This is a genomic window from Streptomyces sp. NPDC003077, from assembly GCF_040611095.1.
GTDB lineage: Bacteria > Actinomycetota > Actinomycetes > Streptomycetales > Streptomycetaceae > Streptomyces.
Map to the genome: position 1 here is coordinate 12,296 of NZ_JBEXNM010000022.1, position 24,201 is coordinate 36,496.

The window sequence follows — 24,201 nt, forward strand, 5'->3', positions numbered from 1 at the left end:
GGACGACGCTGTCGGCGGCACCGCCCCAACAGCAACAGTTGCCGTATGAATGAACGGTTGAACGGACGCCCCCCTGTAGCTGTGCGGGCTGCTCGCTGGAGCGCCTCGCATCCATGGCGGGCGATAGCGGGCTGGCTGGTGTTCGTCGTGCTGTGTCTGGGGTCCGGCATCGCCGTCGGCACGCACAACGCGACCACCGAGGACTACCGGGTCGGTGAGGCGGGACGGGCCGAGGCGATGGCGGCCGAGGGGCAGTTGCAGCGCAGGCCCACCGAGCAGGTGCTGATTTCGGCGAAGGCGGAGGCCGGGGACGAAGCCGGGAACGGTGACGGGGACGGAGCCGGGAACGGGAACGGGAACGGAGCCGGGGACGGAGCCGGGGCCGACTCCGGCTCCCGGGCCGGAGCGGCTCTCGACGAGACGGCCGCCCGATCCGCCGCGCGGGAGCTGACCACCAGGATGGCGAAGCTCCCCCAGGTCGCGTCCGTCGCCGCACCCCGCCTCTCCTCGAACGGCCGGGTCCTCATGGTCGAAGTGACCATGACCGGCTCGGAGCTGGCGGCGAAGAAGGACGTCGGCCTGTTGCGCGCGCAGACGGCCGAGGTGCAGCGGAACCACCCGGACCTGCTGGTGGAGGAGACCGGCAGCCCCTCCGTGGGGCAGGGGGTGGACGCGCAGCGCGGCAGTGACCTGGCGCTCTCGGAGGCGATCACGCTGCCCGTCACCCTGATCACGCTGCTGCTCGTCTTCGGCTCGGTGGTCATGGCCCTGGTGCCGCTGGTGCTGGCGCTCTCCTCGATCGCGGCGGCCATGGGGCTCTCGATGCTCGCCTCGCACCTCTCCCCCGACGCCGGGGTCGGCAACAACGTGATCCTGCTGATCGGCCTCGCCGTCGGCGTCGACTACACGCTCTTCTACCTCAAGCGCGAACGGGAGGAACGCGCCCGCGCTGGCGGCCGGCTGAGTCCCGAGGCCCTGGTCGAACTGGCCGCGGCGACCTCGGGCCGGGCGGTGGTGGTCTCCGGGCTGGCGGTGGTCGCCTCCACGGCGACGCTGTACCTGGCCTCGGACGTCATCTTCTCGTCCCTGGCCACCGGCACCATCGTCGTCGTCCTGGTCGCCGTGGCCAGTTCGCTGACGGTGCTGCCCGCGCTGCTCGTCAAGATCGGGCAACGAGCGGAACGCCGGGCGGAGCGCCGTGCCTCGCGTTCGCTTGATGCCTCCCCTCGTCCCCCTCGTACGCCCCGATGGCAGCGGAAGACCGGGAACGGCCGGATCGGCGCCGCCCTGATGCGCCCCGCGAGCCGGCGGCCCGCGCTGACGCTCGGCGTCTCCGTACTCGTCCTGCTCGGCCTGGCCGCCCCGCTCGCCGGGCTGAAGCTGACGGAGATGAGCCGGGACACCCACTCCCGCGCCGTCCCGGCCATGCGGACCTACGACCGGCTGAACGCGGCGTTCCCTGACCTGCGCGTGACGCACCAGGTCGTCGTCCGCGCGACGGCGGACCGGGCGCCCGACGTGCGGCGGGCGCTCACCGACCTCGGCCGCCGCGCGCAGGCCGACCCGCTGTTCACCGGGCGGCCCAGGCTGCGCACCTCCGCCGACCACCGCGTCTCCGTGCTGGAACTGTCCGTGCCGCACCTCGGCAACTCCGACGCGGCCCGCCAGTCGCTGGCCCACCTGCGGGAGACCTACGTCCCCGCGACGGTCGGCGCGGTGCCGGGAGCGGAGAGCGGGGTCACCGGGGACGTGGCCCGGTACGCGGACTATCCCGCGCACCAGAGCGGCAAGCTCCCGCTGGTCATCGGCGCGTTGCTGCTGGTCACCTTCGTCATGACGGTGTTCGCGTTCCGGTCGGTGGTGCTCGGGCTGGTCGGGGTGGTGCTCAATCTGCTGTCCGCGGCGGCGTCGTTGGGGCTGCTGGTCGTGGTGTTCCAGGGTGAGTGGGCGGAGGGGCTGCTCGGGTTCGAGTCGACCGGGTCGATCGGGTCGAGGGTGCCGCTGTTCCTGTTCGTCATCCTGTTCGGGCTGTCGATGGACTACCAGGTGTTCGTCGTGAGCCGGATCAGGGAGGCGGTGCTGCGCGGCGTGCCCACCCGGCAGGCGGTGCTCGACGGCATCGGCAAGTCGGCGAGCGTGGTGACCAGTGCGGCGATGGTCATGGTGACGGTCTTCGCCGCGTTCGTCTTCCTCCACCTCATCGAAATGAAGCAGATCGGTTTCGTCCTGGCGGCGGCCGTGCTGCTGGACGCCTTCGTCATCCGGATCATGGTGCTGCCGTCGGTGATGCTGCTGCTGGGAGAGGCGAGCTGGTGGCCCTCGCGGGGGGCGGCACGGTGGGGTCGGCCGGTGTCCGCGCCCGCTGTTCGCACGGTTCCCGCCGCTCCCACCGTTCGTGCTGGTTACGAATACGGGCACGAGCATGAGCGTGAGAACGGACACGAGCGCGAGCCCGAGCACGGGAACGAACACGGGCACGCTCAGACGCGCTGAAGGACGCGACGGGCCCGGCCTTCGGTTCGGGTCTGGGTCCGGGCCCAGGTCCGGAATCGGGCCCAGGTCCGGATCCGTGGGCGCGCGAGGCCGCTGCCGGGGCCGCTGCCGGGGCCGCCCGATCCAGTGCCCGCGGACGCCATACGCCGCCCCTGCGCCCCTGCCCTGCCGCCGTACCGCCCCGGTCCGCCTCGGACCGATCAGCGCCGGACCGGGGCGGACCGCGGCGACGAAGGGATGCGCGGCTCCTCGCCTCGGTATCAGATAGGCCGCCCGGCTCGTCGCCCCCATCTCAGGGAACGGCAGGAGAAAGCCGGATCTCAGTCGGGCAGCCCCCAGAAGGCCCCGTGCAGACCGACCTTGGCGAAGTAATCGCGCGCGGCGGCGGGGTCGCGGCGGGTATAGCCGGGATCGAGGCGGCCGGTGTACCAGTCTGCGGCGAGGCGCCACAGGGTGCCCAGATCCATGGTGCAACCGTGCACTTGGTCCGTGTCCCGCAACCAGGTGTCGACGCAGTCAGCGGAGCAGAACAGGCGCTGATTGCGGCAGGTGTGCACGACGTCGTCCCAGGCCCGGTGCATGGGGGTGAGGAAATGCGCGACCTGGCTGCCCGGCGGAGGCGCGTTGCGGCCGACGACCCAGGCGTGTGGGGTGTCGCAGGCCGGGCAGCGGGTGGCGACCAGGACCTCGGGCTCGTCCTTGAGCAGGTGGGGAATGGCGAACGAGTCCCAGGCGCAGCCGCCCCACCACAGGGTGCGCGCCCCCATGACGGAGAAGCCGAGTGGCACGGAGGCGAAGGGGTGGGCCATCAGGACCTGATCGCGATCCTGTGGGTCCAGGACCAGATCATGGCTTGCGTGAAGGGCGCCCAGTTCCCGACGTACCTGTTCGGGGGCCAGTCCGGTCAGTGCGGCGAGTTCCGGCACGCTCGGAGCACGGCCGGTGCGCGCGAAGCCGTCGTAGACGGCCAGGCGGACCCGCTCCGTCCCGTGCGGGGATGTCGGTGCCGTGGGGAGGTTCTCGGTCATTCCCGTGACTCCTTTCCGTGACTCCTTCGCCGACGGAGGCTCGTACGGCGGGAGCTCGTACATCGGAGGCTCGTACATTTATGCGCATGATTCCCTGGTCGCGGGCCGGCAGCCCTACGAACCCCTTCAGCGCCGCGGCCCTCGGCCCGCCCGCCCCCACCGACCCCTTCTGGGTCGCCACCCTCCGCCGGTGGAACACGGTGTGCTGGGTCCTGTTCGGCGCCATGGCCCTCGGTCTGGCCACGACGGGCGGCCCCGGCCCCGACCGGTACGCGGCCCTGGCCCTCCTCGGCTGCGTCATCCTCAGCTACGCCGTCGTCGACCGCCGCCCGCACAACCGCGTGGTCCGCCCGCACACCTACCTGTGGGTGCTCGTCCTCGGGCTGGGCGGGATGGCGTACCTGCGCAGCGGCTACGCGGCGCTGTTCATCGTGACGCTGCCGCACTTCTGGCTGTTCGCCCGGACGGTGCGCGCGTCGACGGTCTTCATCGGGCTCGTCACCGGCACGACGCTGACGGGGAGATGGTTGCAGGAGGGCTGGAGCGCGGAGTTCCTCAGCTCGACGCTCGTCTCCACCCTCGTCGTGGCAGCGGTGGGCGTCCTGATGGGGCTGTGGGTACGGGCGGTGGTCGAGCAGAGCCACGAGCGGGCCCGGCTGATCGGCGAGTTGGAACGGGCGCAACTTCAGCTCTCCGAGGCGCACCAGCGCCAGGGCGCGGCGGAGGAGCGGGAACGCATGGCGCGGGAGATCCACGACACCCTCGCCCAGGGGTTCGCGTCGATCATCGTGCTCGCCGAGGCCGCCCGCGCCGGGCTGCCGACCGCCCCCGACCACAGCGCCCAGCAACTCCGCTCCATCGAGAACACCGCCCGCGAGAACCTCGCCGAGGCCCGCGTCCTGGTCGGCTCCGCCCAGCACAGCCACGCCGCGGCGGGCTCGGTGGCCGATACGCTGCGCCGGACCCTGGACCGGTTCGCCGAGGACACCGGGCTCGCGGTCTCCGCCGAACTGGACGACGTCGACTGCGACCAGCCGGCCCGCATCGCCCTGCTGCGCTGCACGCAGGAGTCGCTGTCCAACGTCCGCAAGCACGCGGCGGCCTCCACGGTGGGCGTCGTCCTGACGCGGCAGCCGTTCGGGGTGGAACTGGAGATCACCGACGACGGACGCGGCTTCGTGGTCGAGGAATCCCAGGGCTTCGGCCTCGTGGGAATGCGCAAGCGCCTCGCGGAACTCGGCGGGCGGCTCACCGTCACCAGCTCGGTCGGGGACGGCACACGCGTTCTCGCGGTGTTGCCGATGATTCCTGAGGAGGGGGAGGTTGCGGTGGGGGTGGCGGGGATGTCGTGAGTGGAGTGACGAGGATGAAGAGACGGGGATGGGGAGACGACCATGACGGGGCAACGACCATGACGGGGGCGACGCGGAGTGAGGGCACAAGCGGCATGGCAGGCATAGGACTGAACGGCGGGACGGCTCCCGAAGGGCGCGGCAGCGGAACGACTCCCGCAACGCACGGCGGAGGCGCGCCCGGCACCCGGAAGCTCCGCGTCATCGTCGTCGACGACCACGCGGTGATGCGGGCCGGTGTCGTCGCCCTGCTCGCCTCCGAACCCACCATCGAGATCGTCGGCTCGGCGGACGACGGACGCGCCGCCCTCGAACTGGTCGCCCGCCACGAACCCGACGTCGCCCTCCTCGACCTGCGGATGCCCGTCCTCGACGGCGTCGCCACCACCACGGAGATCGTCGCCCGGCACCCGCGAACCCGGGTCCTGATCCTCACCACGTACGACACCGACGCCGAGATCGAACGCGCGGTCGAGGCGGGCGCCATCGGCTACCTGCTCAAGGACACCACCCGCGAGCAACTGGCCGACGCCATCCACGCGGCCTCACGCGGAGAGACCGTGCTCGCCCCACGCGTCGCCGCGAAGCTCGTCGCCCGGATGCGGCAGCCCGCACCCATCCCCCTGACGGCACGCGAGTCCGACGTCCTCAACGCGGTCGCCGACGGCCTCACCAACGCCGAAATCGGCGCCCGCCTCCACATCGCGGAGGCCACGGTGAAGACCCACCTCCTCCGCCTCTTCGCCAAGCTCGACGTGAACGACCGCACGCGCGCCGTGGTCGTCGCCTTGGAACGGGGGTTGTTGCGGCGGTCGGAGTAGGGGGGACCTGTTACGGGTCGCGGGTCAGGGGGCATGAGGTTCGCAGCCAAGTCGATGCGCACCGACTCGGCCGGGACCCGGTGCATGCACGGGTGGTGTCGTCACGCACACGGATGTTCTTCCGGCTGACGCGTGCACTGCATGATCTCCGCGGTTTCGCCGACGGACGTGGAAGCGTCCCTGGCCACGGCGTCCTGGAGCGTGCCCACGGTGCTTTCGTCGCGTGGCGTCCCTCTACCGGCCACCCAGGTGCGGACGAGCTCGGCGAGCTGGCGTTTCAGGAAACCGGTCTCCTTCGGCTGCTTTCGGCTCAGGTCCTGCTGCCAGGTCGCGGTCAGGTGCCGTACCGGGTCCTCGCGATAGGCGGGCGGTGTGGTCCCGCCGGTGGTGAGGTGGGAGATCACGGCCGCTCGCCAGGTGTGCGACGTGGCCTGCGGGATGTCATCCGCGATGCCGTCCAAGTAGCCGAGACCAGCGCCGCAGTCACGAGCCGATACGCGGAGAGCGGCCCCTGTCGCCTGCAGGGGCACACCGGCGAGGCCGATCGCGCACTGACGGGTCTGGGCCGTGCGCAACGTGGCATAGGCCGAGGGGTTCTCGGACACCGCGCGCATCGTCCGGACGACATCGACGCGCTTGACCGGCGTCCGCACGACGGCACCGTCGCGCCACGGGGCGTCATGGTCGTCGTAGTCGCCGTTGACGCCGGCGAGTATCTCGAACGTGTCCGCGCTGTAGTCCGCGAGCGCGGTGGCGACGGGCTCGCGGAGCGCCGGGGCGATGACGGGGTCCTTGCGCTGCGCGATGTCCTCGCTGATCGCGGTGACGGTCGCGCGCATGATCCGTGCCTGGGCCAGGGTGTGCCGGCCCGGCGTCGGCCCTGTGGCCGCGCCGCGCAGGGCCGCGCCGAGTTCGCCGCAGCTCATCCCCGGACGCATTCGCGCGCCCAGCTCCTGCCGCAGGGGCTCACTGTTGAGCAAGTGCTCGCAGCCGGGGTCGCTGTCACGGGTGGCGAGGACGTAACCGGTGGTGCCTCCGCCTACGAGGATCAGCGCCAGCGCGGCCCACAAGGCGATGCGCTTCCGCGACGTGCGGGGTTTCTCGGGCGCGGTGGGCTTCATCGGTCCAGTGCCTTGTTTGCTACTGCGCGGATGGTGTTGTGGTCGTTCCGTGCTACGAGATACCTGCTGCATTTGCCATTGACGTCGGCGAGGATTTCGTTCGTGTCGGTTGCGTTTTTCGTATCGTTCGCGTTGTTCGTGTAGGCGGCTGGCGCCTTGCTGTTCATCCCACTCCCCCGGGTGCCCTTCGGTGCTTCGCTCTCAATGACGAGACGGCCGTAACTCGCCCGGGGGTTTGGTTCTGCCCGGACTCGTGCTTGATATGACGGCGGTGGTGCCGCTTTCGGAATGACCAGCCACATACCGAGGTCCACCGCACCGGCCCGCTGATTCGGCGGGTCGGCACGGTGGGCATCAGCTCAATTCGTCGGCGGCTTGGCGAAGTTCAGGGTACAGCCGTGTGAGCGCGCCGAGCGTTCGGCGAAGTGCTTCAGAGCGGCTTGCTGGGCGGCGGGATCCGGTTCGGTGAGCCGGTCCCCGTCACGCAGCGTCTCGGCGCTGAAAAAAGCGGTGCCTCCCTGCTTCGGGCAAGCTGTAGAGGTCCAATACGCGCCTTCTGTACCGTTCGCGCGTTTGGTGAACACGAAGTCGCGCAGCGAGACTTTCGCCGTTCCCTTCTCGACAAAGGGACCGTAATAGGCAGCCAACCGGAAGCGACCTTGGCCCTTCTTATCGGCCATGATGCAGTCCTCAATAGGGGCGAGAGGATCGGCGGTGGTCTCATAGGTGGGAGCGTTGATCCCTGCACAGGTGCCGGTGCCCTTTCCCGCCGGTGTGGGTGCATTGGGCGGGACATCCGGGACTGTTTTAATGTCTCGTCCGGACGGCACTTCGCATCCAGCCTGCTTGGCGGCGTTTGCCGCGGTCTGCGTGACAATCCGCGCAAAACGAGCCCGCTGTTCGGGTGTTCTGGTGTCCTTGCTGCTGCCTCCCATCCGGGCCATCGCCTGTACGTTGACGGCAAGGTCGTCGCGCGCCTCACCACCACATCGCACGACGACCGTCGCCACGCTGTATGGCGTGGTGAAATTTCCCAAAACACCCCGCCAACCGTTACCTATAGGGGTGACGAACGGGCCAAAGGCGTAACTCTCAGTGCGGGCGAGGTCGGTCAAGAGATCCCGGCTCGACTTGCCTCGACCAAGATTCACCTTGAGCCATCCGAACCTTCCCTTCTCCTCTCCCACACGCGTGGAAATGGAACACCGGCGGTCGTCCCGGGCGTTACTTTCCCACGCCTGGCGGGAGGTGAGCCGGCCCACACCGAGATACTCCTCCAATTCGCCCTGGGGGACGATGCCGCCACAGGCCTGGGAAACCGCTCTCCCGTCCCGCCATCTTTCGAATGTCCCGGTGTAGTAGAGGGCGCCCGCCGCCACCCCCAAAACGGCCACCGATGCCGCCCCGACGCGGAATATCTTGCTGTTCTTCCAGCTCCCGCGGGCGCCCATCAGTGTTCCGATCTCAGGACCGCCATGGCTCCGACGCGCCCGGTGATGTAACTCTGCTCGGATTCCTGCTTGATCTGGCGGATGGTGTTGCTCTCCGAGTCCTGGCCGCGCACCGCCGCCCATCGGTCGATGAGCTGGTGCGTACCGTCCACGCCGGCCGCGTTCTTCGAGGCGGCTTCGCCACCCGCGTTCGCGTCGGCCGTGGCTTTGACGTCTTTGGACCAGTCGTAGGTGCCCTGGTCGAGAAGGCGTTGCGCGGTGTCGCCCACGACGGGGACCGCGGTCAGGGGAATTCCCGCACCGTGGTAGACGTATTTCGCGGTGTCATCCGCCCACTGCTTCTTGGTGTCCCGTTCGTCGTAAATGACGTCGGCGCCGATGGCGTTGTAGGCGCCCAGGACACTGCCCGCGTCGCGTGCCGGGGTTTCCCAGTCCGAGTGCGCGCCGCCCGGCGTGGCGGGAGATTTGCCCATTTGCTCTGCCGCGTAGAAGCGCTCAGCCTCGTAGATGTGCGCGTAGTTCTCGGAGTCGTCGGACACTCCGCGCAAGACGCGGAGCACGCTGGCGTGGGGGACGCCGATGTGGTACTTGTCCTCCCCATCCTTGTGCCAGGCGTCCGCCCGCCCGTGCTCCCTGCTGCCGTAGGTGTCCCCGTGGCCGCCGGCGAGGATGTTGTGGGTGTCCTCCGTGTAGTCCGCCAGCGCGCGAGCCATGGGCCGCTGCATGTTCTCGGGGATCTTGTCGCCCTTCCCACCCTCGTCCAGGCGCTCGATCGTGTCGTGCATGATCCGGGCCTGCGCCTCGGTGTGCCCGCCGTACCTGGTCTTCTCCGCGCCGGGCTGGGCGCCGGTCGTAGCGGCTTCCAGGGCGTTGCCGAAACCGGCGCGGGAGTTGGTGGCGTCAAGGTGCTTGACGTCCCCCACCGGCTCCATGCCGCGGAAGGTTTCCTGGACCTCCAGGTCCGGCCAGTCGCGCTTCTTGAGCAGGTATTCCAGCCGGTCGTGGTCCCCGTCGGTCTTGGGGTCGAGGTAGCGGGTGGCGGTGTCCGGGTCCTTGCTCATGACGTTGAGCATGTCGTCCACCGGGTCACTGATCTTGACGCGGTCCACGTCGGCGCCCGCCGCGACCTGCTTGTGCTTGTCCCACAGGCCCGGGTCCTTCTTCTCCGCCGCGATCATGTCGTCGGTCAGGCCCATGGTCATGTGCGCCGGGTAGCCGCTGCCGTCGCCGTGCTTGAGCAGGCCGGCCAGCGCCTGGTAGCCCAGGGGGCGATCGGAGCCCTTGTGATGGTCGCCGATCTGTTCGGTGCCGAGGTCGCGCATGTCCTTGCGCCACCTCTCGGAGAAGCCCTTGTCCTGGTTGGCCGCGCCGATGCCGTTGGCCAGCGCGCGTTCGACGACCCCGTACTGCTTGCGGTTGCCTTCGTAAACGTCGTCGTCGCCTTTGAGGTGATCGAGTTCGGTGGCGAGTTCCAGGGTCTTTTTCGGGCCGAGACTGTTCAGCAGCATCCGGCTGAACTCGGGGTCGTTCTGGTTGTGCTCCATGACGCGTTCGAGCTCGTTGAGGTCGTGCTGGGACAGTTTCCCGTCCTTGTCCAACTTGCTCAGCAGGTTGGTCGCACGGGCGGACTCGTCCGCGTCGATGGAGGTGACGGCCTTGCCGTTGAAGTCGCCGTCGTTCTTGCCGATGTTGTGGCGCAGCGCGAGGGCGGCGGACCGGTCGGCCTCGGCCGCCTCGTTGAGGACCTTTTCCAGGCGGGCCTTGAGGGCTTCGACCTTGCGGTTCTGATCCGCGATGGCCGCCGGCCCGTCCGGGTCGTGCACCGCGCCGGGGTCCTTGGACAGGTCGTGACGCGGGGTGATCTCGCCCTTCGCGCTGACGAACAGGCCGTCCCGCTTGGCGTCCTCCTCGGCGATGCGCTTCAAGTCGCTTTGGTGCTTCTTCAGCTCGTCGTGCGCGTCCATCAGTACGCCGCGGATGCCCTTGGCCTCCTGCAGGGCGTCGCTGAACTCCTGATTGACGGCGGCGACCCGGGCCTGGGCAATGGCAGAGGTCCCGTCGAAGCTCATCCACCCGGCCTTGTCGAAGGGTTTGACGACCTTGTCGTCACATGCCTCGTCCATCGCCTTGAGCTTGGTGATGTACTGGTCCCACTGATCGGCCGCCCAGGACAGGCTGGAGACGTCGAGGTTGTAAAGCTGTTCGTACGTGATCATGTGCGGGCGCGCCTCAGCCGAAGGGGGAACGGGTCTTGGAGAGGGCGTTCATCGTCTCGGTGTTCGCCGTCTCGGTCTTCGTGTAGTTGTCGGCCGTGCTGGTGCACTGCGCGTGCAGATCGCGGCAGACCTGCACCAGCGCGTCGGACTGCTTGGCCCACCGGTCCTTCGCCTCGAAGATGGCGTTGCCCAGCTCGCCACCCCAGGAATCGCCGATCATGCCCATGCCACCGATGTGCAGGGCGCTGCAGGCCCCTTCCTTCTTGGAGTTCAGCTCCCCGGCCAGTTCCAGGGCTCCCGCTCCGGCCTGCCGCAGCGAGCCCGGGTCGTCGATCTTCGTCGAGAACAGGTCGCTCACTGCTCCGCCTCCCGACGCGATCGCCCGGTGGCAGCCCTGTACAGGGACGGGTCCGTACTGATCACTTCTCCCCCATGCATGTCGTGACAGCCAAGGCACCAGATCTTTGGCGGATCTTTGGCCTATGAAATGACTTCCCGACACCCTACAGGCCACGTCAGCACGCGGCTCAGGAGTCACAGGAGTAGCAGGAGCGTCTTAACGCATCATGTGCACCACAGTTGGTTCCCTGTGGTGGTTTGCGGGAGGCGCGGAACCCTGCGCCGTTCCCTGGGGGTGCGGAACCCTCCGCCGCGCCCTGGGGACGCGCGATAGGGGCACGAAGTGTCCGCGCACAGCAACGGGCGCGGCCACGCCCCTCCCAAGGTCGTCATGGCCGCGCCCGTCGTTCACCGCATCGCCGTCGTTCACGTCTTGCCGTCGTTCACGGCCTTGCCGTCGTTCACGGCCTTGCCGTCGTTCACGGCCTTGCCGTCGTTCACGGCCTTGCCGTCGTTCACGGACTCGCCGTCGTTCACGGACTCGCCGTCGTCCGCTGGGGAACTCCCGCGGACGTCACCGGGTCGGGTTGCCGATGCCCGCGAAGCACCGGGCAACCCTGAAGCCGAGGAGATCAGACGGAGTCGAAGCGCCACATCTGCTGGCTGGCGCCCCGCCAGTGCTCCAGGGTGACCTGGGTGCCCTCCTTCTCCTCGCGGAGGGTGGCGGTGCCGTCGATGTACGGGAAGTGGATCCGGTACTTGCCCTCACCGACCGGCTCGATCGACCACTTCTCGTAGTACGGCTGGCCGGCGATCTGCGGCGGGAAGATCCGGAGGTCGCTCAGGGCGAAGTAGCTGGTCCCCGAGGTGATCTTGCTCTTGATGATGTACAGGTTCGCGCCGTTCGTCGACTGGAGCTCCCACTGCTGGTTGTCGCCCTTGTGGTAGGGCCAGCCGATGATGGGGGTGTTGGGCTCGGGGTTGGCCCCACTCAGGTCGGCGACCCGGTCTTCGAACGCGGCGTTCCTGATGACGTACACGCCGTTGGGCAGGAGCTGTGCCATGAACCCTCCTAGAGAGACGAGCGTGCCTGAAGAGGAGCGCCCTCACCCTAAGAGGCCACCACGAGCCCCGAAAGGGATGGTTCAGGACGAGACATAGCCTTTGGTTATGGCTGGTCCGTAACAGCGTCAGTTGTCGCTCATGTACCTATAGCCTGTTAGGCACCTGGAGCATGGGGTGCATCCCGTTCAGCACTTGCCTCCTTCGTCGCCCGGTGCGCTCCGCTCCCCTCCGTGCCCCTCCACGGGCCGCGTACGCCAGGAAGACGTGTGCGCGGCACCGGGCGGGAGCGGACCGGCCCGCCATTCCGGACGAACCGGGGCGGGCCGCGTCCACCCCCAGGACGGGCCGATCCCGATCCCCGTCGACTGGCCGAGGCTCGTCCTCATCGTTGTGCGACGACGCAGGAGTGCGCTGGCTCAGAGGGTGTGCGGGCGCGGCGTGTGGTCGATCTCTGCGTGCGTTCGATGTCTGCGTGCGTTCGATGTCTGCGCGTGTGCGGTCGCGGCGTGTGCGTGCATCCGGCGCGTACGTGTACCCGGCGCGTACGTGCACCCGGCGCGTGTGTGGGTCCGGCGCGTGTGTGGGTCCGGCATCGGGTCACGGGGGCCGCTTCCAGAAAGCCGGAGAGCTCACTCGTCCAGCACCCCGACAACGAGCCCACGCAGTCGCTCCGGCTCGGCGATCACTTCGTACCCGGTGATCCGCTCGCCCTCGATGGTGAAGGTGAGGGCCAGGAGCAGCCGTCCGCGCGGGGCGACGACCGCGCCCACGGAGCCGTTCACGAGCGCCGGTTCGGCGTACTGCGCCCTGCGCCCGAACGCCATGACTCCCTCGGTCACGGCCCGCACGCCGCGGACCACCGTCGCCGCGCCCGCCGGCAGCGCCGCGCGGTCGGCCCGGCGTACGACGTCCGGGGCCAGCAGCGCGAGCAGGGCGTCCAGGTCGCCGCCCCGCGACGCGGCGAGGAAGGCGTCGACGAGGTGCCGGTGGCGGGCGAGTACGGTTCCGGGCACGGTGGCCACACCGCGCACCCGTAGGCGCGCGCGGCTGGCGAGCTTCTTGGTGGTGGCCGGTGAGCGTCCCACGATGGGCGCGATCTGATCGAACGGCACCGCGAAGGTGTCGTGCAGCACGAAGGCGATCCGCTCGGCGGGCCCCAGCGTGTCCAGCACCACGAGCAGCGCCCGGCCCACCGACTCGGCGAGCAGGGCCTCGGCCTCCGGATCACCGCCGTCCCCGGCCCGGTCGGACGGTCGCTGGTCCAGCGGTTCCTCCCGCCGGGACGTGCGGGAGCGCAGCAGGTCCAGGCACACGCGCGAGACGACCGTCGTCAGCCAGCCGCCCAGGTTCTCCACACCGCCGATGCCGACGCGGTCGAGCCGCAACCAGGTCTCCTGCACGGCGTCCTCCGCCTCGCTGAGCGAACCGAGCATCCGATAGGCGACCGCCCGCAGCCGCTCCCGATGCGCCTCGAACCGTTCCGCCGCACCGTCGTGTTCGTCCATCGGTCACCTTTCCTCGCCGGGTTTCGTCTCCTTGGTGACGCGCCTTCGTGGCGCGTCTTCACGGCGCGTACGGGGCCGGGGCCGGTTGGGGCTGGGTCTTGTACGGAGCCGGTTCACCGGCCGCGGGAGCTCGGCTCCGTCCGTGGGCTCGTGCGCACACATGGGGCCATCCACGTTTATGACGAGTCCGAACGACCAGAAGTGACCGCCACAACGCCGACCACAACGGCAGCGGCAGTGGCAGTGGCAGCAACAACAACGGAAGCGGCAGTGGAAACGGCGGCAACAACCGCGAACCACCGCAACGACGCCACAACGACAGATCGGAGACCTCCTCATGACATCCCTCCTGCACCTGGATGCCGGCGCGACTCACACCGGAGACTCGGTCAGCCGGCAACTGACCTCCTTGTTCGCCGACACCTGGCGGGAGCTGCACGGACCGGACGCATACCGGTACCGGGACTTGGCCGCCGATCCCGTGCCGCCGATCGGACCGGCGTACGTCGATCTCGGTGTGCGCGTGGAGCGTCGCGGCGTCGTCCCGGCGGGCCGGGTGGCCGCGCTGACGGAGGGGCAGGCGGAACGGCGCGAGTGGGCGCTGACCCTGCCGTTGATCACGGAACTCATGGCTGCGGACACCGTGCTGATCGGGGCCCCGATGTACAACCTTTCGGTGCCCGCCTTCCTGAAGGCGTGGATCGACCGCGTGTCCTTTCCCGGAGCTTTCACCGACCTGGAAACCGGCAACAGCCTCCTGAGCGGTACGCGGGTGGTGGTGGTCGTCTCCCGTGGCGGGGGCCATCGTTCCGGCAGCCCGCGAGCGGCGTACGACTTCCACACGCCTTACCTTCGCGCGTACTTCACGGCCTTGGGGGTGCACGAGGAATGCCTGCACTTCGTCCACGCGGAATTCACCCGGGCCGGAGACATACCGGAGCTGGCTCAATTCCAGGGCGTGGCGGCGAATTCGCTGACGGCGGCGCGGGATGCGGTGGTGGAACTGGCCGCCCGGCCGGTCGGGGCCATCGCGTTGGCGTCACAGTGACGTGAGGTCCCGGCCCGCGATGGACTCGGGGCCGAAACCCGTCCCCGTTGCTCCGTCGCGGCTCGACCACCGTCCGACCGTCCGACCAGCATCCAATATCCGTCCGTTCCCCGTCCGGCCAGCGTCCAATCTCCGACCGTTCCCCGTCCGACCAACCACCCCGGCCCACCCGTCCGTCCGCCTGTCTGCCTGCCCGCCTGCCTGCCTGCCTGCCTGCCGCCCGAACACCACCCCACACAGCAACAACAGGCAAATACATGTTCGACACCAGGCGCAGGACCAGTAGGGTTGTTGAGCACGAAGACACAGAAATCGCTCAACGAGGTTGACTCGTCGGCCTGCTCGACGAGCCACCGGCCCGTTCGGTCGGCCGGCCCTCGGTGCATGGATGAGCTGTGGTGCCCGCGCCGCGCCCGCTGGTGCGGACACCGCAGCGGTCAGGGAGAGCACGGTGCACCCTCCGCACTTTTCGGTAGGTACTTGGTGGATCATCGCGGCAATCACGACGGCGTTGTTCTTGGCCGTCTGTGTTCCCCTGATGCCGTCACCGAAGTACAAGCTCCGGATATCCGGCATTCCCTTGCTCGGAATCCTTTACCTGGGCGGAGATTACTGGCTGAAGGACCACGGCCCCGAACAGGCACTGTCCATCCATTCCGTGATGATGCTGACGTTTCTTACCTTCTGCGTGGCGTCCCACAAGACGATAAAGAGAGCGGTGGAAGAAGAAAGACTGTACGGCAGCCCCACTCCGTCGCCGAACGGGATCGTACGCGGCATCGCCATAGTCTTTGGAGGGCTACTCCTGTGGCTATGGCTCAATTACGGCTGACCCCCAGCAGCGCTTCGGCGCCCCCTGCGCGTGCCGAACTTCGGTGACCCCTGCGTACACCGAGGTTCGGCGACCCCTGCGTACACCGACCAGAGCAGCGCAAGCAGGCCCCGGGCGCAACGCCGCGGCCCGGCCTCAGCCGGTCGTGGCACCGCCGACCGCCGGCACGGGCGGGTACGGAGACGACCTCGCTCGGCTGCGGAGCGGCTACCCGCACCGGCTTCCCGAAGTCGGTGCGGTTCATCGTCACGGTGGCCCCCCCGCCCCCGCTCACCGGTACTGCCGCAGCGCCCCGGAGCCTCACGGGCATACGACCTCGGACCAGCCCACCCACCCGACCTCGCAGCCCCGCAGCCCCGCAGCCTCACGGCCGAATGTGCCGCAGCGTGAATCCCGGCTCGGCGAACCGGCCGGCCTGCGGTGTCGAATCATCTGCGGGGAAAGGGGCGCCGGAGACGCGGGCGGCGTACTCCTCGGCATCGTCGACGGGGGTGTAGTCCAGGACGGACGCCTCGGGGAGCTCCCAAAACCGGCGGGAGTTGGCGGACACCGCGTACACGGCGGCGAAGCCGGGGGTGGGCGGTGCGGCGAGTGCGGCACGGAAGTAGCCCACGGCGTCGCGCGGGCTCAGCCAGGTCGACAAGTGGCGCGGCTCGGACGGCTCCCGCTCGAAACTGCCGATCCGCAGGCAGATCACGGACAACCCGAACTTGTCCGCGTACAACCGCCCCAGCGCCTCCACCGCGACCTTGCTCACCCCGTACAGGCCGTCCGGACGCACCGGGTCCCGCGGCCCGATGTGGTGCGCGGCGGGGTGGAAACCCGTCACCCGGTTGCTGCTCGCCAGCACCACCCGCACGCCACCGATCCGCCGGGCGGCTTCGAGCACGTGATGGGTGCCCAGGACGTTCCCCTCCAGCAGGTCCGGGAGCGGCGCCTCGTCCGACACCCCGCCGAGATGCAGCACCGCGTCCGCCCCGGCGAGCGCCACCTCGACGGCCTTGGCATCCAGCAGATCCACCGCCCGCACCTCCTCGTTCGGCGCCTGCGCTCGCAGCGGAACCCGGTCGAGCAACACCAACCGCCCGGCCTCCTCCCGCAACGCCTCGCGGACGGCGGAACCGATACGGCCCGCGGCCCCGGTCATGATCACTGTTCCGAGGGTCATGCTGCCTCCCTGGGGATCTTTGCGCTTTGCGGGTCTCATCGTGGATCTCATCGTGAGTCTCGCCGTGGCTCTCGTCGTGCGTCTCGTCGTGGGTCTCGTCGATTTCCGTGAGTCTGGCAGTCGGCGGCGGGTGTGGCCGGGGATAAACCCTGAATGGCCGATTCCTCGACTATGCACGCGCGGAGGCCACCCCTTTCCTCCCAAGAACATCCGGCTGCTATCTGGGGTCCCACTCCTGCCGCAACCCGACGCCACCGTTGTGACGCCCGAACGGACCGGCATGCATCATCCTCTTCCCTCTTTCCCCAAGTGAGCGCAGGGTGAGGCAAGTTGGCCCGTGTTAGCGTGGATGCGATGAATACCTCGTCCGCCACTCCGGTGAGCAGTCCCCCAACGGGAGAAACACACCAGCGAGTCGTCCACGGCTCCTTCTCCCTGCCGGTTGACTTCTCTGTATCTCCAGCTCAGGTCTTCGCGGCCTTCGCCGAACCAGCGCTGCGTACCCGCTGGTTCCGCCTCCCCGGCTCGTCAAAAACCGCCCAACACCAGTTGGATTTCCGCGTCGGCGGGGGCGAACTCGCCCGCAACGTATTCATATCCCTGGGAATCGAAGAACACCTCGAATACCGGTCACGGTTCATCGACATCGTTCCCGACAAACGCATCGTCTTCTCATACGAAACCCATGTGGACGGCCTGCGCCGCTGGGTATCACTCGTAACGATCGAGCTTTCCGCGCAGAGCCCCGGAGCACGCCTCGATTGGACCGAACAGTACGCGTACCTCGTCCTCACCGGGGACGGCAGCCAAGATGTGGCTCATCTACGGGGTAGCACTCAACTGCTCCTCAATGGTCTGTCCAGGGTCGTGGAACCGGACCGCTACCAGCACCTGCCGAAGCCCGGCAACGACCTGCCTTAGCAGGGACGGCGGACGAAAACAATTGACCGTTTCTTCGGTTACGGGGCACCCTGGCATACATGATCGATCGTGAATTCGCCTTGCGGCTGGTGCGGGACGAACTGGACCGTGACCAATCCCTACGCCTCGTCATCACATGGGTCGAGGAACACGAACTGGCGTGGGTGGTGTATTACCAGAGCGCGAAGTACGTGCGCACGAAAGATCCGATGGACATGCTCGTGGGAACCGGGCCGTACCTGGTAGACCGCGAGGACGGCGGCCTCCACCTGATCAATTATGCAGCCGTGAAGTCCGGGGAATGGGAGGCGGATTACCGGAGGCACATCCGAAAACTTCCCGTGAGGACAGCGGTGGACGAACTTCACGAGGAAATACGGGAATTCGCGGCGGCCCACAGTCGGGTTCCGGCCGCGCGACTGCTGCGCGCACGGTTCCCGGAGCTCCCGTCCGCCGGCGCCCACGCCTACGTAACCGCTCTCCAATCCGGCGGCCCTCCACCCGCTCCCTTTTTGGCCATCGTCACCAGGAAACTCGTACCGCCGCGAAATGCCGCCCACAGCGTGCACACCGTCCGTGAAGGGCAGCCCCATGCCCATTGAGCCCAGCACGAACGCCTCACTCGCGATGCCACGAGAGCCCTCGCGCTCAGCAGTCCCGTAACCGCGAAATTCCGTCCCGGTCCTCTACCGGAAATCCCCCGCATGCTCCTCCGCCCACGCGCGGAACGTTCGCGCCGGGCGGCCGAGGAGCTGCTCGACGGTGTCCGTCACCCGTTCCGGCGTGTCGACGAAACCGGCCCACGCCTTGAGCCGGGCCGCCACGAATTCCGGGTTGCCCCAGGCCGCCGTGAGCTGTTCGCGGGCGATGTCCGGTGGCAGGTCCTCCCAACGGACCTCGCGGCCGATCGCCTCGCCGATGATGCGGACCTGGTCGGCGTGGGTGATCGCCTCCGGGCCGGTGATCAGGTACTTGGCTTTGTCGTGGCCCGGGGTGGTCAGGGCGTGGACGGCCACATCGGCGATGTCGCGTTCGTGGATCAGTGACCGGGCGGCCCGGCCGTAGGGCCAGCGGACGACTCCGCGCTTGATCTGGTCGGCCCAGGCCAGCGTGTTGGTGGCGAAGTCGATGGCGCGGACGAAGGTCCAGCGCAGGCCTGACGCGCGGATCAGGCGCTCGATCTCCTGGTGGTAGATCGTCGGCCGCTCGCCGTCGGCGAGGTCGGTGACGTCGGCCGACAGGTAGACGACGTGCTCGGCGTGGCCGGCGATGCGTTCCACCACGCCGGGTTCGACCGGGATTCCGGGCCACATGAGGTACACGCTCCGTACGCCGCGCAGCGCGGGCTCCAGGGTCTCCGGGGCGGACAGGTCGCCGCGTACGGCCTCGACCCCGGCGGGGAGCGAGGCGGTGTCCGGGTCGCGCACCAGCGCGCGGACCTCGGACCCCGCCGCCGCCAGCGAGGAGACGATGTGCTTGCCGATGGTGCCGGTCGCGCCGGTCACCAGGATCTTGGTCATGCGGGGACGGTAAAACCTGAAGTGCGGTTGAGGTCAACCCTCGTCGCGGAGTCGTCCCCTCCGGTCGTGCGTCAGGCCTCGCCGCCGTTCCTCGTGGTTAAGCGCCGCCGTTCCTCGTGGTTATGCGTCGCCGTCCCGTCTGGTTGCGCGCCGCCTTCCCTTCCGGTTACGCGTCACCGTCCCGTCCGATCATGCATCCCCGTCCCGTCCGGCTACGCGTCACCGTCGCCCTCCCACAGCTCGGTCCGGTACGCCGCGATCAGGGCCCCGACGCGGTCCAGCACCTCAGTGGCGGGCAGCGGCTCCAGTCGGCGGCCATCGCGCAGGCGCAGGGCGACCCGGTCATCGACGGCCTCCTTCGGGCCGATCACCGCCTGATAGGGGACGAGCCGGGCGGCGCGCACCCGTGCGCCCAGGGTGCCGTGTTCCGGGCCCACGAGCCGGACGCGCAGGCCCCGTTCGGCGCCGCGCGCCACGAAGGCGGCGGCCTGCGGGAGCTCGTCCTCGGTGATTGGAAGGACCACGAGCTGGGTGGGCGCCAGCCAGGCGGGGAACGCGCCGCCGTAGACCTCGATGAGGTGCGCGACCGCGCGTTCCACGCTCCCTATGACGCTGCGGTGCACCATGACGGCCCGGTGCTTGGCACCGTCGGGACCGATGTAGTGCAGGCCGAACCGCTCCGGTTGGTGGAAGTCGATCTGGACGGTGGAGAGGGTGGTTTCGCGCCCGGCGCCGTCGGCGATCTGGACGTCGATCTTCGGCCCGTAGAACGCCGCCTCGCCCTCCACCGACTCGTACGGCACACCGGCCTCTTCCAGGACCTCGGTCAGCAGGGCGGCGGCCCGCTGCCACATCTCCGGGTCCGCGACGTACTTCCCGCCCGCGCCGGGGAGGGAGAGCCGGTAACGGGTCGGACGGATGCCGAGGGCCCGGTACGCCTCACGGATCAGGCGCAGCGCGGCCCCCGCCTCCTCGGCGGCCTGGTCCGGGGTGCAGAAGATGTGCGCGTCGTTGAGCTGGATGGCCCGTACGCGGCTCAGCCCGCCGAGGACGCCGGAGCGTTCGGAACGGTACATGCCGCCCAACTCGGCCATACGCAGCGGCAACTCGCGGTAACTGTGCGAACGGGATCGGTAGATCAGCGCGTGGTGCGGACACAGGCTCGGCCGCAGAACAACCTCTTCGCCCTCCTGACTCTCCTGGCCCTCCTGACTCTCCTGGCCCGCCGCGCCGCCGAGCGCCATCGGGGGGAACATGTCCTCGCTGTAATGGGACCAGTGTCCGGAGGTCTCGTACAGCTCCCGTTTGCCCAGCACCGGGGAATACACGTGCTGGTAGCCCGCCCGGAGCTCCGCTCGGCGGACGTACTCCTCCAAGGCGTGCCGCACCGCGGCGCCATCGGGCAGCCAGTACGGCAGGCCCGCGCCCATCAGCGGGTCGGTGTCGAACAGGTTCAGCTCGCGGCCGAGCTTGCGGTGGTCGTGCCGGTGCTTGCGGTTGTCGTGCCGGTGCATCGGGGTCTCCTCGCGTGCGGCGGTATCGGTGGCGGGTACCGGAGGTATCGGATACCGGCCACCGGATATCGGTCATCGGGCGAGTGACCGCACGGCGAAGCCCCGGGGCACTCGCCCCGGGGCTTCGGATCAAGACAAACGGATCTCAGCGCGCCGGGACACTCTCCGGCGTCGTCGTCATGGCGATAGCGGCGCGCTTCATGCCGACCACGGTAGCAGGGGTGAGCGGATGGTTGTCCAGATTTGATTGGACGTTCGAGTGGGGGTGGGGTGAGGGTGGTCGGGGCCCGGACGGTCGACGGGGCGAGCTCTCGCAGGGCCGGTCTGTGCTGTCGCGGTCGCGGCTGGTCGGTGGCGCTGGTCTGCGTCCTTGCCGCCGGTCATGGTTACGTCCGGGACGCTGTGGCTGGGCACGCCGGCGATCTGCACGCTGTCGCCGTGATGCCGTACATGGGGCTGTCGTGGCCTGGTTCATGGGGCTGTCGTGGCCTGGTTCATGGGGCCGTCGTGGCCTGGTTCGTGGGGCCGTCGTCCGTGTAGCCCGACCGTCCAGCGGGCCGTCCACGACGGCGACTTGGGAACGTCATCCCGTGCCCCCATGCCCCCGCGTCCTGTGTCCCGCACCCGCACCCCGCACGAAAGGAGCACCACCATGCCCTCCCCCTCCCCCTCCCCCTACCCCGACACCGCCACCCGCTTCATCGTCGTAACGGGCGGCCCCGGTGCCGGGAAGACCACGCTCGTCGAGCGCCTCGCGGAACGCGGCATCCGCACCGCGCCCGAAGCCGGTCGGAGCGTCATCAAGGACCAGATGGCCATCGCCGGACGCGCCCTGCCCTGGATCGACCCGGATCTGTTCGCCGAGCTGATGCTCGCCCAGGACATGCGCTCGTACCGTGCCGCATCGGCCCACTCCGGACCCGTCGTCTTCGACCGCGGCATCGTCGACGTCGTCGGCTACCTCCGGCTCCTCGGGCACCCGGTGCCCGCTCATCTGCACACGGCGGCGCAGGCGTTCCCATACCACCGGAGGGTCTTCGTCGCACCGCCGTGGCCGGAGATCTACGCGCGGGACACCGAGCGGAAGCAGAGTTACGAGGAAGCGGTGCGGACTTACGAAGCCCAAGTCGCCGCCTACAGCGACTACGGGTACGAGGTCGTGCACCTCCCGCTCGCCCCGGTGGAAGAGCGGGCCCGGTTCGTCCTCGATCACCTGGGACAGGAGACCGGGCGCACGGGCGGATCCCAGGAAGCCGAGCACGCGGGCTGATTCCAGGTAGCCGGGCGCACAGGCGGATCCCAGGAAGCCGGGTGCGCAAGCTGATCACGGGAAATGGGCACGCAGGCTGGCCTGTTGCGGGAAACGCACTGGTTTCCGGGCGTTGTCAGTGCTGACGGTTAGGCTGTTCGCAGCCTTCGAAGCTATTCGCACACACTGCGACGTGAGTGGTGACCGCGAAGGCGGCGAGCAGGTAGGAGGGGTGGAGCATGGCGATCACACGGAGGCCGGGGGCGTATCACTGCGGTACCGACGCCGCACTGGGCGTGATCGGTGGGAGGTGGAAGGTGGTCATCCTGTGGGCTCTCAGCGAACGACCGGCCCGCTTCGGCGAGCTGCGCAGACTGATTCCGGGAGTGACCGAAAAGGTCCTCGCCTCCCAGCTCCGTGAGCTGGAAGAGGACGGCATCGTGCACCGCCGGGCCTATGACCAGGTGCCGCCCCGCGTCGAATACTCGCTGACCCCTGAAGGCCGCTCCCTCAACGAGGCCCTGATACCCCTCGGCATATGGGGACGGGACAACGTCCTCGGGGAGACCTACCAGCCGGACGCCGCGCGCACCGAAGCGGGCCGGGCGGCGAGCTGAGGGCCGGCCGGACGGCTCCCCCGCGCCCGGAAGCCCGAGCCGGATCCGGAGCCGGCCGGACGGTAGCCGGTCGTCAGCCGGCCGGCTCACCGGCGGCCTGGGAGCTCACCGTGAGTCCCGATCCGTCCTCGTGCACCCATCCCCACGCATCCGTCCCCGCACATCCATCCCCGTGAAAATGGCGCCCGCGAAAACGGCGTCATGGATGTTGGACACCGCCTGGACGCGCTCCTGAGCTCCCTGGTCGGCAAGGTGCCGTTGTAACCCGCAAAGTGCGGACGAGGGGACGGGGGACGGGGCTTCGCGGCCCCCAGCCTGCAAAGCGAGGACGGAGGGGACAAGGCTTCGCGGCGTGCCGCGATCGGCATACCTCCGACCGCCGCACCACAACCGGCGTGCCATCGCGCTACTCGTCCCCGGTAGACGGACCGGTCGTACCGCCCGGCAGACAGTCGGCTCCACCGCGCACGCCCCACAACCTCACACCCGCGCTGCGGATCAGAACCGGCCGCTCCACCATTCGCAAGCGTGACGCACCGGAAGCGGTCACGCAGTAGTCGGGATGCCCGCGTTGCGGAGGATTTCGCGTGCCGGCAGGGCGGTGCTCGCGGCGGCGGTCAGGCCCGAGGCAGCCAGGTGGGCGTCCACGATCCGGAGTCCGACCGGGTACCCGGCGAAGTCCGGCAACCCCACGGGCTCTTGACCCATGCGCCGCGCGGTGGCGTCACCCAGCACGTACGCGGTCAGCCGATGCATTCCGGTCACGTCGATGTCAGCGGTGATCTTGTCGTAGGCGCGGTCCAGTTCGGCGCCGGCCAGCGCCGTGGCCCACGGCCCCATGGCCTGTTCGCCGGCCAGCTCCCGGACGAACGCCTCGGCCAAGCCCTCGGCGATGGCGTACTCGCCGACCGTGACGGTCATCGGGTCCCAGACCACGTTCGCGTAGCGGACATTGTGGTGGAGCTCGTGGGCGGCGACGTGGCCGATCGTCTTCAGGGTCGTGTCGGTCGGCCACATCACCAAGTGGATCGCGCCCGGAAACCCGCCCAAACCGAAGGAGCCACCGCTCCGGATCATCAGGTGGTCATCGTCCGGATTACCGAGCACCAGGACGACGTGCACGGTCTCGGCGTGCTTGATGCCCGGCGCCGCACCGCTGATCCGCTCCCACGCGGCGGCGAGGGAGTCCTCGATTCGGCTCCACACCCCCGCGTCCCGCATCTGCCGCAGCGCGGGCAGGTACCGGGGGTCGTCATGGTCGAGTCGGAAACCACTGCCGAGGCTTTGGTGCGCCTCGACAAGGTCGATGTCACCCATCACGGACATAGCGCTGTGCAGCGGGCCGAGCATCTCTCGCAGGGCGTCGGGCCGCTCCTCCAACGGTCGCTGGAGGAGGTCGAGCATGGCGGACGCCGTGTCATGAACAACGATCTTCATGACTCGGACCGTAGGGCCTCCTGTTACCGGAGGGTCAAGCCGCGCGCGTTGGCACAGGCCGACGATCACGGAGCAGCGCCGACGATCACGGAGCCGAGGTCGATGGTCAGGGAGCAGGCGCCGACGATTACGGGGCAGGCGCCGACGATCACGGAACAGGGACCGACGATCACGGAGCGGGCCAGGGCGGAGCAGTGCCACACGAGCCGCATTCGCCGCCTGCGCACCGCCCTTGCCCTGCCCTCCCCCGTACGTACCGCACCCGCCACCGACTACGGCTGAAGACCACCAACGCCTGCCCCGCAGCCCCGTCGAACGGCACCGAACTGTGCTCGTGGACGATCTCCCAGCCGTCCTCCCCTGCCGTCAGCCATCAGCCATCAACCATCAGCCATCAGCCATCAGCCATCAGCCATCAGCCATCAGCGTCAAGGCGTAGACGATCCGCTGGCCAGGGACGATGCCGTAGTGCACGGAGGCGAAGGCGAGCACCTCGCTCACCGA

At 69.0% G+C, this 24,201-nt stretch carries 22 protein-coding genes; 10 read left to right on the forward strand and 12 right to left on the reverse strand.

Features of this window, described 5'->3' with window-relative positions:
- Positions 1–45: 45 nt before the first annotated feature.
- On the forward strand, positions 46–2,493 hold the full coding sequence (locus tag ABZX96_RS17015) for an MMPL family transporter (RefSeq protein WP_355544760.1): 2,448 nt from the start codon (positions 46–48) through the stop codon (positions 2,491–2,493).
- A gap of 320 nt (positions 2,494–2,813) precedes the next feature.
- On the opposite strand, the gene merB is transcribed toward ABZX96_RS17015, so the two are convergent.
- Positions 2,814–3,521: an organomercurial lyase gene (gene merB / locus ABZX96_RS17020; protein WP_355544762.1), complete on the reverse strand. Its 708-nt coding sequence runs from the start codon at positions 3,519–3,521 to the stop codon at positions 2,814–2,816.
- Positions 3,522–3,607: 86 nt separating this feature from the next.
- On the opposite strand from merB, the gene ABZX96_RS17025 reads away from it, so the two are divergent.
- Both ABZX96_RS17025 and ABZX96_RS17030 read left to right on the forward strand, forming a co-directional pair.
- Positions 3,608–4,873: a sensor histidine kinase gene (locus ABZX96_RS17025; RefSeq protein ID WP_355544765.1), complete on the forward strand. Its 1,266-nt coding sequence runs from the start codon at positions 3,608–3,610 to the stop codon at positions 4,871–4,873.
- A 95-nt stretch (positions 4,874–4,968) separates the two neighbouring features.
- Positions 4,969–5,694 carry a response regulator transcription factor gene (locus ABZX96_RS17030; RefSeq protein ID WP_355544768.1) on the forward strand — a complete coding sequence of 242 codons (726 nt, stop codon included), beginning with the start codon at positions 4,969–4,971 and terminating at the stop codon, positions 5,692–5,694.
- Between the two features lie 101 nt (positions 5,695–5,795).
- Here the strand turns inward: ABZX96_RS17030 and ABZX96_RS17035 are convergent, their stop codons facing one another.
- The 7 genes from ABZX96_RS17035 to ABZX96_RS17065 all read right to left on the reverse strand — a co-directional run bounded on the left by ABZX96_RS17035 (position 5,796) and on the right by ABZX96_RS17065 (position 13,391).
- A complete protein-coding gene (locus ABZX96_RS17035; protein ID WP_355544771.1) occupies positions 5,796–6,815 on the reverse strand; it encodes a hypothetical protein in 1,020 nt (339 codons plus the stop codon).
- Complete coding sequence (locus ABZX96_RS17040) at positions 6,812–6,982, reverse strand: hypothetical protein (protein WP_355544774.1); 171 nt, start codon at positions 6,980–6,982, stop codon at positions 6,812–6,814. The genes ABZX96_RS17035 and ABZX96_RS17040 overlap by 4 nt, the downstream gene beginning before the upstream one ends.
- Positions 6,983–7,174: 192 nt before the next feature.
- Positions 7,175–8,266 carry a hypothetical protein gene (locus tag ABZX96_RS17045; protein ID WP_355544777.1) on the reverse strand — a complete coding sequence of 364 codons (1,092 nt, stop codon included), beginning with the start codon at positions 8,264–8,266 and terminating at the stop codon, positions 7,175–7,177.
- Positions 8,266–10,482, reverse strand: coding sequence for a hypothetical protein (locus ABZX96_RS17050; protein WP_355544780.1), 2,217 nt, complete (start codon positions 10,480–10,482; stop codon positions 8,266–8,268). Before ABZX96_RS17050 ends, ABZX96_RS17045 begins: the two co-directional genes overlap by 1 nt.
- A gap of 13 nt (positions 10,483–10,495) precedes the next feature.
- The gene (locus tag ABZX96_RS17055; protein ID WP_355544783.1) at positions 10,496–10,840 is read right to left on the reverse strand and encodes a hypothetical protein; all 345 of its coding nucleotides are present in this window, start codon (positions 10,838–10,840) and stop codon (positions 10,496–10,498) included.
- Positions 10,841–11,453: 613 nt separating this feature from the next.
- Positions 11,454–11,885, reverse strand: a complete 432-nt coding sequence (locus ABZX96_RS17060; RefSeq protein WP_355544786.1) for an RICIN domain-containing protein — start codon at positions 11,883–11,885, stop codon at positions 11,454–11,456.
- A 630-nt stretch (positions 11,886–12,515) separates the two neighbouring features.
- Positions 12,516–13,391: a sigma-70 family RNA polymerase sigma factor gene (locus tag ABZX96_RS17065; protein WP_355544789.1), complete on the reverse strand. Its 876-nt coding sequence runs from the start codon at positions 13,389–13,391 to the stop codon at positions 12,516–12,518.
- A gap of 337 nt (positions 13,392–13,728) precedes the next feature.
- Between ABZX96_RS17065 and ABZX96_RS17070 the strand changes: the two genes are divergently transcribed.
- Both ABZX96_RS17070 and ABZX96_RS17075 read left to right on the forward strand, forming a co-directional pair.
- Complete coding sequence (locus ABZX96_RS17070) at positions 13,729–14,439, forward strand: NAD(P)H-dependent oxidoreductase (protein ID WP_355544792.1); 711 nt, start codon at positions 13,729–13,731, stop codon at positions 14,437–14,439.
- Between the two features lie 451 nt (positions 14,440–14,890).
- Positions 14,891–15,271, forward strand: a complete 381-nt coding sequence (locus ABZX96_RS17075) for a hypothetical protein (RefSeq protein WP_355544795.1) — start codon at positions 14,891–14,893, stop codon at positions 15,269–15,271.
- Positions 15,272–15,635: 364 nt separating this feature from the next.
- Here ABZX96_RS17075 and ABZX96_RS17080 read toward each other — a convergent pair whose 3' ends face one another.
- Positions 15,636–16,439 (reverse strand): NAD(P)-dependent oxidoreductase, encoded by an 804-nt coding sequence (locus ABZX96_RS17080; protein ID WP_355544798.1) that lies wholly within the window; start codon positions 16,437–16,439, stop codon positions 15,636–15,638.
- A gap of 354 nt (positions 16,440–16,793) precedes the next feature.
- On the opposite strand from ABZX96_RS17080, the gene ABZX96_RS17085 reads away from it, so the two are divergent.
- Positions 16,794–17,360 (forward strand): SRPBCC domain-containing protein, encoded by a 567-nt coding sequence (locus ABZX96_RS17085; protein WP_355544801.1) that lies wholly within the window; start codon positions 16,794–16,796, stop codon positions 17,358–17,360.
- Between the two features lie 59 nt (positions 17,361–17,419).
- On the forward strand, positions 17,420–17,962 hold the full coding sequence (locus ABZX96_RS17090; protein ID WP_355544804.1) for a YrhB domain-containing protein: 543 nt from the start codon (positions 17,420–17,422) through the stop codon (positions 17,960–17,962).
- Positions 17,963–18,046: 84 nt separating this feature from the next.
- Here the strand turns inward: ABZX96_RS17090 and ABZX96_RS17095 are convergent, their stop codons facing one another.
- Together ABZX96_RS17095 and thrS are read right to left on the reverse strand one after the other, a co-directional pair.
- Complete coding sequence (locus tag ABZX96_RS17095; protein ID WP_355544807.1) at positions 18,047–18,880, reverse strand: NmrA family NAD(P)-binding protein; 834 nt, start codon at positions 18,878–18,880, stop codon at positions 18,047–18,049.
- A 212-nt stretch (positions 18,881–19,092) separates the two neighbouring features.
- Positions 19,093–20,394 (reverse strand): threonine--tRNA ligase, encoded by a 1,302-nt coding sequence (gene thrS, locus ABZX96_RS17100; protein WP_355544810.1) that lies wholly within the window; start codon positions 20,392–20,394, stop codon positions 19,093–19,095.
- 652 nt (positions 20,395–21,046) lie between these two features.
- Between thrS and ABZX96_RS17105 the strand changes: the two genes are divergently transcribed.
- Both ABZX96_RS17105 and ABZX96_RS17110 read left to right on the forward strand, forming a co-directional pair.
- Complete coding sequence (locus ABZX96_RS17105) at positions 21,047–21,664, forward strand: AAA family ATPase (protein WP_355544813.1); 618 nt, start codon at positions 21,047–21,049, stop codon at positions 21,662–21,664.
- A gap of 218 nt (positions 21,665–21,882) precedes the next feature.
- Positions 21,883–22,260 carry a helix-turn-helix domain-containing protein gene (locus ABZX96_RS17110; protein WP_355544816.1) on the forward strand — a complete coding sequence of 126 codons (378 nt, stop codon included), beginning with the start codon at positions 21,883–21,885 and terminating at the stop codon, positions 22,258–22,260.
- 546 nt (positions 22,261–22,806) lie between these two features.
- Here the strand turns inward: ABZX96_RS17110 and ABZX96_RS17115 are convergent.
- Positions 22,807–23,697, reverse strand: a complete 891-nt coding sequence (locus tag ABZX96_RS17115; RefSeq protein WP_355544819.1) for a DUF2268 domain-containing putative Zn-dependent protease — start codon at positions 23,695–23,697, stop codon at positions 22,807–22,809.
- A 102-nt stretch (positions 23,698–23,799) separates the two neighbouring features.
- Between ABZX96_RS17115 and ABZX96_RS17120 the strand changes: the two genes are divergently transcribed.
- The gene (locus ABZX96_RS17120) at positions 23,800–23,979 is read left to right on the forward strand and encodes a hypothetical protein (RefSeq protein WP_355544821.1); all 180 of its coding nucleotides are present in this window, start codon (positions 23,800–23,802) and stop codon (positions 23,977–23,979) included.
- Positions 23,980–24,201 lie beyond the last annotated feature (222 nt).

Excerpts from the sequence above, each read along its gene's own strand:
- ABZX96_RS17015 (WP_355544760.1), top strand. The coding sequence starts at position 46 with ATGAATGAACGGTTGAACGGACGCCCCCCTGTAGCTGTGCGGGCTGCT.
- merB (WP_355544762.1), bottom strand. The coding sequence starts at position 3,521 with ATGACCGAGAACCTCCCCACGGCACCGACATCCCCGCACGGGACGGAG.
- ABZX96_RS17025 (WP_355544765.1), top strand. The coding sequence starts at position 3,608 with ATGATTCCCTGGTCGCGGGCCGGCAGCCCTACGAACCCCTTCAGCGCC.
- ABZX96_RS17030 (WP_355544768.1), top strand. The coding sequence starts at position 4,969 with ATGGCAGGCATAGGACTGAACGGCGGGACGGCTCCCGAAGGGCGCGGC.
- ABZX96_RS17035 (WP_355544771.1), bottom strand. The coding sequence starts at position 6,815 with ATGAAGCCCACCGCGCCCGAGAAACCCCGCACGTCGCGGAAGCGCATC.
- ABZX96_RS17040 (WP_355544774.1), bottom strand. The coding sequence starts at position 6,982 with ATGAACAGCAAGGCGCCAGCCGCCTACACGAACAACGCGAACGATACG.
- ABZX96_RS17045 (WP_355544777.1), bottom strand. The coding sequence starts at position 8,266 with ATGGGCGCCCGCGGGAGCTGGAAGAACAGCAAGATATTCCGCGTCGGG.
- ABZX96_RS17050 (WP_355544780.1), bottom strand. The coding sequence starts at position 10,482 with ATGATCACGTACGAACAGCTTTACAACCTCGACGTCTCCAGCCTGTCC.
- ABZX96_RS17060 (WP_355544786.1), bottom strand. The coding sequence starts at position 11,885 with ATGGCACAGCTCCTGCCCAACGGCGTGTACGTCATCAGGAACGCCGCG.
- ABZX96_RS17065 (WP_355544789.1), bottom strand. The coding sequence starts at position 13,391 with ATGGACGAACACGACGGTGCGGCGGAACGGTTCGAGGCGCATCGGGAG.
- ABZX96_RS17070 (WP_355544792.1), top strand. The coding sequence starts at position 13,729 with ATGACATCCCTCCTGCACCTGGATGCCGGCGCGACTCACACCGGAGAC.
- ABZX96_RS17080 (WP_355544798.1), bottom strand. The coding sequence starts at position 16,439 with ATGACCCTCGGAACAGTGATCATGACCGGGGCCGCGGGCCGTATCGGT.
- ABZX96_RS17085 (WP_355544801.1), top strand. The coding sequence starts at position 16,794 with ATGAATACCTCGTCCGCCACTCCGGTGAGCAGTCCCCCAACGGGAGAA.
- ABZX96_RS17090 (WP_355544804.1), top strand. The coding sequence starts at position 17,420 with ATGATCGATCGTGAATTCGCCTTGCGGCTGGTGCGGGACGAACTGGAC.
- ABZX96_RS17095 (WP_355544807.1), bottom strand. The coding sequence starts at position 18,880 with ATGACCAAGATCCTGGTGACCGGCGCGACCGGCACCATCGGCAAGCAC.
- thrS (WP_355544810.1), bottom strand. The coding sequence starts at position 20,394 with ATGCACCGGCACGACAACCGCAAGCACCGGCACGACCACCGCAAGCTC.
- ABZX96_RS17105 (WP_355544813.1), top strand. The coding sequence starts at position 21,047 with ATGCCCTCCCCCTCCCCCTCCCCCTACCCCGACACCGCCACCCGCTTC.
- ABZX96_RS17110 (WP_355544816.1), top strand. The coding sequence starts at position 21,883 with ATGGCGATCACACGGAGGCCGGGGGCGTATCACTGCGGTACCGACGCC.
- ABZX96_RS17115 (WP_355544819.1), bottom strand. The coding sequence starts at position 23,697 with ATGAAGATCGTTGTTCATGACACGGCGTCCGCCATGCTCGACCTCCTC.
- ABZX96_RS17120 (WP_355544821.1), top strand. The coding sequence starts at position 23,800 with ATGGTCAGGGAGCAGGCGCCGACGATTACGGGGCAGGCGCCGACGATC.